This window comes from Nonomuraea deserti (genome assembly GCF_004348685.1).
Lineage (GTDB): Bacteria > Actinomycetota > Actinomycetes > Streptosporangiales > Streptosporangiaceae > Nonomuraea > Nonomuraea deserti.
Window position 1 is genome coordinate 21,332 of the sequence record NZ_SMKO01000134.1, and the last position, 6,000, is coordinate 27,331.

At 69.6% G+C, this 6,000-nt stretch carries 3 protein-coding genes and 1 pseudogene; 2 read left to right on the forward strand and 2 right to left on the reverse strand.

Annotated features, from left to right (window positions below; genetic code table 11):
• The first annotated feature begins 56 nt into the window (after window positions 1-56).
• On the forward strand, window positions 57-1,442 hold the full coding sequence (locus E1292_RS34715; protein WP_132601120.1) for a GH39 family glycosyl hydrolase: 1,386 nt from the start codon (window positions 57-59) through the stop codon (window positions 1,440-1,442).
• Window positions 1,443-1,444: 2 nt separating this feature from the next.
• A complete protein-coding gene (locus E1292_RS34720) occupies window positions 1,445-2,437 on the forward strand; it encodes an alpha/beta fold hydrolase (protein ID WP_132601135.1) in 993 nt (330 codons plus the stop codon).
• Here the strand turns inward: E1292_RS34720 and E1292_RS34725 are convergent.
• Window positions 2,400-3,635 carry a DUF418 domain-containing protein gene (locus E1292_RS34725; protein WP_132601123.1) on the reverse strand — a complete coding sequence of 412 codons (1,236 nt, stop codon included), beginning with the start codon at window positions 3,633-3,635 and terminating at the stop codon, window positions 2,400-2,402. The two genes, E1292_RS34720 and E1292_RS34725, sit on opposite strands and share 38 nt — an antisense overlap.
• A gap of 42 nt (window positions 3,636-3,677) precedes the next feature.
• A pseudogene (locus tag E1292_RS34730) lies at window positions 3,678-6,000 on the reverse strand (hypothetical protein); the annotation flags it as partial.

The following is a 6,000-nucleotide window of genomic DNA, read 5'->3' on the forward strand; positions in this document are numbered from 1 at the left end:
CCGGCCTTTCTGTATGTTCGTCCCCTTGTGGACTTGAGAGGAACGAGGAGCGTTCAGTGATCCCGACCGATGGCCGTCATGCGCGCCGACGATCGCCATGGCCCATAGCCCTTGGAGCCGGCATCCTCGCGGTCGTCCTCGTGGCGGGCATCATGGTCTACGCCTCGCTCAGGTCACAGGCGCGCAGCGAGTTCAGCGGCCAGGTCGCCACGAAGGTGCCCACAGAGCCGGCTCCCAAGCTGGAGAAACCGCCCGCGCTGGCCAACTGGCCGCGCTGGGGCGTCACGCACACGCAGTTCAGCGCCGACAACGAGCCGGAGCACGTCATCGAGCAGGCGAGGGGCGTGCTCGGCCGGGTGCCGATGGTGCAGAACCAGCACATCATGGGCTGGGGCGTCGGCAACCCCGAGCCGAGCCCGGGGCAGTTCAACTTCGGCGACCTCGACCGGCGGCTGACCTTCATGTCGTCGTCGCGAGGGGTGCCGGTGATCACGCTGTGCTGCGCGCCCGACTGGATGAAGGGCGGCAAGGCCGGGCGTACGGACTGGAGCAAGAACCACACCGTCGCCCCCGAACCCGAGCACTTCGACGACTTCGCCAAGCTCGCCGTCAGGGTCGCCGAGCAGTATCCGACCGTCAAGCACTACATGGTCTGGAACGAGTTCAAGGGCTTCTGGGATCCGGCCACCAACAAGTGGGACGCCAAGGGATACACCGAGCTGTACAACAAGGTCTACACGGCCCTGAAGAAGGTGAACCGCGACATCAAGGTCGGCGGCCCGTACATCCCGGTCGAGAGCAACGTCAGGAGCCAGGAGCCCTCCGAGCTCACCGGCTCCTGGGGCACCGTCGACCAGCGCGCGCTCGACGCGATCCAGTACTGGATCGACCACAAGCAGGGCGCCGACTTCATCGTGGTCGACGGCGCGTCGATGACCAACGACAAGGGCAACGTCCCCGACGACTTCGCCGCCCAGGCCAAGTTCGGCGCCATCACCTCGTGGCTGCGGCAGAAGAGCGGCGACCTGCCGGTGTGGTGGGCGGAGTGGTACGTCGAGCCGGAGAACTCCGGCTGGACGGAGGAGCAGCGCACCGCGGTGCAGGCGACGGCGCTGATGGAGTTCGCCACGAGCGGCGTCACCACGGCGCTGTACTGGAACCCGCAGATGAAGGACGAAGGCGAGTGCCCCGGCTGCCTGTGGGCGCCGAAGGTGGGCGGCGAGATGCCGATGGCGGGCCTGCTGAGCGGGTTCGCCAAGTGGTTCCCCGCCGGGATCGAGGTCTCCAAGGTCCGGACCTCCGACCAGCGGATCAAGGCCATCGGCCAGCAGCGCCAGAGCGTCATGGTGAACACGTCCGGCGAAGACGTCACCGCGACCGTCGACGGCAGGCAGGTCACTCTACGGCCGTACGAGATCAAGTGGTCCGGGAGAGGCCTTTGAGCATGGTGGCCGGAGGCGCGCCCATCACCCACCGCACGCTCACCCTCGACGGAGGCCTGCGGATGCACGTCGCCGAGGCCGGCGCTAAAGGGCCGCTGGTGGTGCTGCTGCACGGCTGGCCCGACTGCTGGTACTCATGGCGCCACCAGCTGCCCGCACTGGCCGCCGCCGGCTACCGCGCCGTGGCCCCCGACCAGCGCGGGTGCGGTGAGACCGACGTGCCGCCGCATGTCGCCGACTACACGATCGAGCACCTCGTCGGCGACGTCACCGCGCTCATCGAGGCGCTCGGCGAGACGAGGGCGATCCTGGTCGGGCACGACCTGGGCGCGCTCGTCGCCTGGGACACGGCGAAGAAGCGGCCGGAGCGGGTCGCCGCGGTGGCCGCACTGAACATGCCCGACCGGTTCGCCGAGCCGTCGGAGCCGTACCCCCGGCCTGTGGAGGCCCTGCGCACCGCGCGCGGCGACGGCTTCTTCGCCGTGCGCCTCCAGCGGCCAGGGGCGGACGACGCGGCGCTCACCGCCGAATTCGAGCGCGACCCGCAACGGCTGGTGCGCCGCGTCCTGTACACCGGGTCGGGCGAGTCCCCGGTGTGGCACGGCATGATCCCCGACGGAGGGACGATCGTCGACGCGCTCCGGGACGACAGGCTCCCGGCGTGGGCGAGCGAGGACGACGTCAAGGTGTACGCGGCGCTGTTCGAACGCTCGGGGTTCACCGGCGGCCTCAACTGGTTCCGCAACATGGACAGCAACTGGGAGCTGTCGGAGCCATGGCGCGCGAACCCGGTCGAGGCGCCCGCCATGTTCCTCATCGGTGACCGGGAAGGCGACTACGGGAGCCAGGCGATGCTGGATCTGCTGTCCGGGAGATCGGGATCCGTCCCCGACCTGCGGGACGCGCTGGTCCTGGCCGGCTGCGGGCACTGGATCCACCAGGAACGCCCGGAAGAGGTCAACGAGGCGCTGATCGAGTTCCTGGGCTCGCTCTGACCGCGTGAGCCGGCCTGGTCCCGTACGTCAGGTAACGCAGCAGCCACTCCACCGGCCCGTACCGTCGCCCGCTGAGCCACGAGCGGCTGTAGAGGACCTGGGCGGCGAAGATGCCCGCGGCGATCAGCAGCTCCATCGGCGGGCTGACCCGGTCCACGAGCGCCAGCCCGTACCCCGTGAAGATCAGCGCGCAGATCAGCGACTGCGCCAGGTAGTTGGACAGCGCCATCCGGCCGGGCGCGGCCAGGGCGCGCCCGATGCGCGGCATACGCGGCAGCAGCCGCAGGAACGTCGCCGCGTACGCGGCCGCCAGCAGCGGTGCCGTCGCCAGGTCGACCGCCTCGCCCCAGAACTTGTGCACCACGCCGGTCCAGGCGGACAGCGCGGCGAAAGCCGCCCCCGCGAGACCGGCCGTGAAGCCCGTCCACTGCAGCCTGCGCAGTGTCCTCGTGTGCGCGGACAGGCCGCGCAGGGCGCCTGACTTGCCGGCCGCCAGCCCGAGCAGGCAGGCGGCCAGCACCGCCGGCCCCTGGAACAGGACGCGCAGCACGATGATCAGCGACAGCTTCCTCAGGTGCTCGGAGACGATCTGCCAGAAGCCCCCGCCCAGCGCCGCGTCCGACCTGGCGGCCTCGGCCGCGCCGTCCGTCATCGTGCCCGACAGGTCCAGCCCCAGCATGGCCAGCACCGCCGCCAGCACGAAGCCGAGCGCCAGCACCGCCGTCAGCGCGACGGCCAGCAGCACCGCCGTCCTGGGCCTGATCCGGTGGAGGAACAGCAGGACCAGGCCCACGGCGGCGTACGTCGTCAGGATGTCCCCCGGGAACAGCAGCACGGCGTGCGCCAGCCCGATCAGGAGCAGCCCGGCCAGCCGCCGCAGGAACATCGGCCGGAACGCGCGCCCCTGCCGCGCCGCCGAGTCGAGCTGCAGGGTGAGGCTGTAGCCGAACAGGAACGAGAACAGCAGGTAGAACTTGTTCTCTACGAACATCGTCACAAGCCACCGCACGGCCCAGTCGAACGGCGAGCCGAAGGCGGGCTCCGCCATCCCGGCCATCCGGTAACCGGAGGCCAGGAAGGCGATGTTGACGACGAGGATGCCCAGGAGCGAGAAGCCCCGCAACGCGTCGACGGAGACGATCCGCGTAGCAGTGGTACGTCCGTCCGGTACGGCGGGAAGTGTCCTCTGTGCCCTCATTGAGGGCCATCATCCCGTAGAACCTGAGTGTTTCCTGGGAATTCAGTTATTTTGTGCGATGTAGATGAACCGTTCGATGATCACCGCGATGGCGACCACGAACGCCGGGACCGCCAGGAACAACAGCCGTTTGCGGGCCCTGCGCGCCCGGTTGGGGCCGTTCAGGCGGATGATCTCGTAGCCGAGCAGCGCCACCCACGTCACGACCAGCGCCCCGATGCCCACCGGCGTCCACGGCGAGGTGGGGTCGCCGCGGCCCTTGTAGGAGTTCGGCTCGGGGATCTCCGTCCCCCTGACGAACTTCTTCCAGGTGTAGAGCGCCGCGTCCTTGTTGGAGAACACCCGTTTCAGGCTGGGCGACGTGTCCAGCGCCGCGCGGAACTTGGCCCCCCAGTCCGCCGGGTAACCCTCGTTGAGCTGCAGGTAGCTCACCTGGCCGGTGCTCACCATCAGGTACGAGTTACGCGGCTGCTCCTGCAGCGCCTTGACCGCATCGGCGATCTTCGTCGGATCCTTGTGCACGAGCGCCTGCTCGTTGAAGCTGACCCGCTCGACGTCCCGCTCGCCCCACGGCAGGGTCGGCGTGACCTCCGGCCCCAGCTTGGGAACCAGATAGAGCACCCTCGCGCTGGGCTTGTCGTGGTCGTAGACGTAGTGCAGGGCCGCCACCTCGCCGGTGGTGACCCGCTCGAACTTCTCGTTGCCGTACCTCGCCAGCAGGAACGCCATCGCGAACAGCACCGCGAAGCACGCCGCGAGCACGACCGAGACCTTCCTGGTCAGCTCGGGGTTGAAGCGCACGTTCCGCTTGCGCAGCGGCACGGTCTCCTCGCGCACGTCGGCGCTGTCGGCCGGCAGGTTGGGGAAGAACGCGTACGCGGCCAGCAGGCACGCGCCGGGCAGCGCGAACATGTAGATGCGCAGCCCGATCTCGCCGCCGTAGTTCTGCAGCCCCAGCGCCAGCACGGGCACGCAGAGCAGGATCAGCGCCGACCTGTCGAACACCCCGCGCCGCAGCCGCCGGAACAACCCGGCCGCCGCCAGCCCGAGGATCACCACCAGGATGCCGAGGCGGGCCTGCAACACCATCGCGTGGGCGGGGTCGGTGCCCTCGATCCGGTCACCGGTGTTGCTGCGCAGGTTGGACAGGACGTTGCCCAGACCGCCGAAGATCGTGTCGATCTGGCTCGCCCAGAAGCCCACCGTCATGTAGCTGATCCAGGCCGCCACCACGAGCCCGAGGAAGAACGGCAGCCCCCACGTCAGCGAGGTCCGCTTCACCAGCAGGAACGCCGTCAGCACGCCGAGCATCATGAACGGCGTGATCTGGTGCGAGGCCACCGACGCGATGAACAGCGCCATCAACATCATCAGCATGAGCAGCTTGTCGGCCCGGTAGGTGCCGGTGTTGGCCAGCTCGCCCGGGGTCATCGCGTCCAGCCTGCCGAGCAGCTTGCGCAGGCCCTTCGGGGCGATCGGCCTGGTCCGCGGCTCGACCCGCCCGAACCATCGCAGCAGGATCGCCACGTACGCCAGATACAGGGCGAACGTGAAGCCCTGCGGCGAGAAGTAGTCCTGCCCGATCCACTGCACCAGCACGAACAGCAGCGCCGCGAACCACCGCGCCCGCGTGGTCGCCACCACCTGACGCAGGATCAGCACGAACGGCAGCAGGTAGAGCAGGTTCGACAGGAGCGGCGTCCACTGCAGGATCGTCGTCATGTCGCTGATGCCGGCGGCCTTCGTCACGAACGCGAACAACGCGAAGAAGCCCGGCCAGCCCATGCGGGCGTCGATGCCGATCGCCGTCTCGCCCGTCCTGCTGATGAACTCCACGAACCCGGCATGGATGTACGCCGTGGGGAAACGCGGCTCGCTCGCCACGAGCGACCCGACACCGTGCAGGGCGAACGCGATCGCGGCGATCTGGAACAGCAGCAGGAACTTGCGGTCGGTGCTCTGGGCGACCGTGACGAAGAACGACACGAGCATGATCAGGATCGCCAGGAACGCGGTGACCGGGAGCGCCGAGATCAGCCCGAGACCGTCGATGTCGGCAGGGTCCACACCCCGCAGCGGCCCCGGGGGCACCTTGACGGCGAGGACGAACATGAGCAGGCCCTCGAGGACCAGCACCATGGGCAGCCACCGGGGCGCGCTGGCGATCAGCGCGCTGACCCGGGCTTTCAGCGCCTGCGGTTGCGCCGTCGCCTGCGGTTGCGCGACCGGCCCTCCGGCCGGCCCGACCGGCCCTCCGGCCGGACCCTGCGGCGGCGCCTCCTGCGCCACGCCTGCGGGCCCGTGCGGCGGCGCCCCGACGGGCGGAGCACCAGGCGCCCCGCCACCAAGCGCCCCGCCACCGGGC